A 3,431-nucleotide genomic window follows, 5' to 3' on the forward strand; every position below is an offset into this window, starting at 1 on the left:
TTATTAAATAAAGAAGGGATTTTCTTGATATATTAAGCAAAATAGATAGATTATTACAAAATTGATTAATTAATTATAAGTTGAATATCGATCGCTTTTAATAACGAATATAATTTATATTCGTTTCATTTTTAATTTCAGTCTAAGTTTGAGGGTTTTGAATAAATAAAATTTTTTAAAGAATATCTATGGTACAAATGTACTTCTCTTTTCTTATTAAATTAGTTTTTTGCCTTCTGATTATGACTTAATTATCTTAAAAGTTATTTTTTCTTTCAATTGAGCAAGTATCTATTTATTACGACAATCAATTTGATTGAAAACGATAATAAGCACCATTTAATATTGATTATATCTTACAAGATAGGAAAGAATTTTTCATGAAATCAAAAAAATTATTGTATATACATGTATGGGAATATTCTTCGGAATTAGTGCAATTTCTACAATTTCCCATGCAGATGATGATAGTAATAAAGAAGTATCAGAAAAAAATAGTAGTATAGTATATTCTTCATCATCTACTGAGAATTCCTCGGAAAAATCAGTTTCTAGCAGTGAATCTATGTTTAGTAAAGATACTGTTCAAGAATCTATCACTAATTCCTCATCTACAGAGATAGATAGTTCAGCGACACTTGAATCAAGTGATAGTGAAGAAAAAAATAATTCTAAAAATTCAAAAGAATATAAGTCTGATAATGATTCAGATGTTTCTCTAAATATTTCTCAATTAGATCAATTAAAAATCGATGTTACATCTTTATTTTCAGATGAGCAATGTACAAAATTATCAGAAGATGTGACTCAAGAAAAGATTGATAAATTAAAAGAAAAAGTAGGGAATTCAACTGATTCCCAAAAAGAAGAAATACTTACATTGCTATCTCGAGCTACGGATTTATTACAGGAATTTACTTTTAAAGGATTAGGGGATTCAACGTTTGCACAACTATATTTTTATGCTGATAAAAGCTACAGCTGTAAATTAATTACTAAAGCAGTGAAACCGCATTCCTATATTGATAAAGAATATGCGACAATTACAGTTATGGATAATAAGAAAAATACAGTTTATAGTAAAAAATATATAGGAAATCAATTGCAGCAGGCACAGTCTGAGGCATTGGATCTAAAAGAAGGTTATTATTTAGTAATTAATAAAACAGAACCTAGTCGATTTGTAACAAATCATAACGATCAATTGAAGCAAAATGAAACTAATCCATATATGTATATGGTGAGAAATGGGAAGTTAGAAAGAATAGATGATAAAAATCGAATTTTACATTTTTTAGGATTAGGTAACTCGGAGTATGCGACGCTAAAAGTAGATTACAATACTATGAATTTGACACTGGTTACTAATAATGTGAAGCCACATCAGTATTTTACTAGCTCTTATGAGAAAATCGAAGTTTTGGATTTGCAAGATAAAGTCATTTACAGTAAGGATTTTATAGGGAATAAACAATTAGAGGCTGAAACAGAAAAAGTTCCTTTTAAAATAGGCTATAAAATTCGCTTAACTGGATCTGAGCATAGTTCTAGAGTAAAAAGTTATGACGATAATAATATAGTAAAACCAATTGAGTTATCTGAGAAAATGGTAGAGATCCGAATTGGGAAACAAGGATTATCTAAAGTTTTTTTATTCAATGAAAAAATGAATGGAATACTTCAAAAAAATATTGAAACGAGACTGACGAAAGAATATTTGGATAGCTTTATAAAAGCAGATGATAGGCACAAAGCATTTTTAAATTGGCTATATGGAAATTCTGAAGCTATGCAATTATACTTAGATGCAGGTTATGCAACAACATCTAATCAAGGGGGAATGTCCTCATACCAATTTAAAAATCCATATAATTTAGAAAATGAAAAAGAAGCTTTTGAATTATGGTTTAAAATATGGAATAAATCTGATAAGTCACATCAGGGAACTAATTTAAAAATTGCTATTAGTGTTGCTATGGAGTTTAACAAAGAAGTAAGTGCTTGGTATAATTCTTCTTTGAAAATTGATCCAATCAAAAGATACTTAAATTATGAAGATGCTCTTCAACAAGGAGTTCTTTTTGAAGATTTTGCAAGTTTAACTGTACAGGAAACAAGAAATGTAGTAAATGCTAAAATAACTGATGATGATATGAACTGGTTAAGAAATTATGTGAAGCAAAATAAACCAGATATGTTAACTAGATCAGGAATTACAAGAGGCTATACTCTAATTAAATATGTTATGAAAAATCCTGAAACTGGAGTAAGCGTTCAGAGTGGAAATTTTTACGGACCTAATCCAACTATAAAAGAAGTTATTAAATATGGTGGAGTTTGTGGAGCTATGTCAAAGCTTAGTTGCGTTTTAGCACAAGCATATGGTGTGCCAGCTTTTCCTATTGGGCAACCAGGACATTGTGCATATATATTTTTAAACAGCGATCATAATTATCAACTCGGATACGATGTTTATGGATGGAAGGGTTGTGGCAACTATAATTCTACACTTCCTTATATACAGATCAATAACTACTTCTCTTCTCATATAGATGAATATAGGAAATCTGAATATTTTAGATATGAATCAGCAATAAAGACAAATAATTCTGATAAATTGAAACTTTTAAATGAATCATTAAAGGTAGAACCACTAAATTATCATGCGTGGAATGATAAATTGTCGTTATTGTCGGGAGCGAAGGACAGTGATCAATATAAAGAGGCTATAAAAAGTATGAATGAATCTTTGAAAGACTATCCAATTATATCTAAGAGTATTGGGTCAAGTATTGATATAAAAGAATAAAAATAGTCGAGAAAAGATTATGATAATCTGCAAAAATTTTACTTGGTGTCAATATTCTTTAATTTCATGTTATATAATCAAGGTGATAGAATATTTTTATTAGTGATCCTGTTATTTACCATGTTTCTTAAGCTGTTAGAATGAGATTATATGGGGAAAACGTCTTCTTTATTTTAAAGACCAGTATTTTTGATTTTGGATAAGGCGCTTTACAACCTTTCTTTTAGTGGTTGCACAGTGCTTTATTATTTATCTTGTTTGATATATTTTAAGTGAGGACTAAGACATAGTATATTTAGTTAAAAAGTGATAGATAGATCCTAGAGATATTTCCTAGTTACAATTTTTATTTGCTAATCTAGCAGAAATATTTAAAGTATTTTGAATAAATAAAGTATTAAAGATAATAGATGAAATTCTTCAATTAGTTGCTTTAATTATTTATAAATAACTATAATGCTTTTATTATAGTATCGTAAATAGTTTATATGAATACATTAATTGTAAAAATGGTGGATGGCTCTGAACGATTAACAATATTTTTTTGTTTTGACTATCATTTTATTGTTCAGAAATAATTTATTGCACTTTTTGAGGTAAATAGTTTAGAATTATTTTAATA

The 3,431-nt window shown here is 27.7% G+C and carries 1 protein-coding gene; it reads left to right on the forward strand.

Annotated features, from left to right (window positions below):
- Nucleotides 1–412: 412 nt before the first annotated feature.
- The gene (locus DVW06_RS16695) at nucleotides 413–2,809 is read left to right on the forward strand and encodes a putative mucin/carbohydrate-binding domain-containing protein (protein WP_137264913.1); all 2,397 of its coding nucleotides are present in this window, start codon (nucleotides 413–415) and stop codon (nucleotides 2,807–2,809) included.
- The last annotated feature ends 622 nt before the right edge of the window (nucleotides 2,810–3,431 follow it).

Origin of the sequence: Enterococcus sp. ARL09-542, assembly GCF_005234805.1 — a bacterium.
GTDB classification, from domain to species: domain Bacteria; phylum Bacillota; class Bacilli; order Lactobacillales; family Enterococcaceae; genus Enterococcus_D; species Enterococcus_D gallinarum.

Excerpts from the sequence above, each read along its gene's own strand:
- DVW06_RS16695 (WP_137264913.1), top strand. The coding sequence starts at position 413 with ATGGGAATATTCTTCGGAATTAGTGCAATTTCTACAATTTCCCATGCA.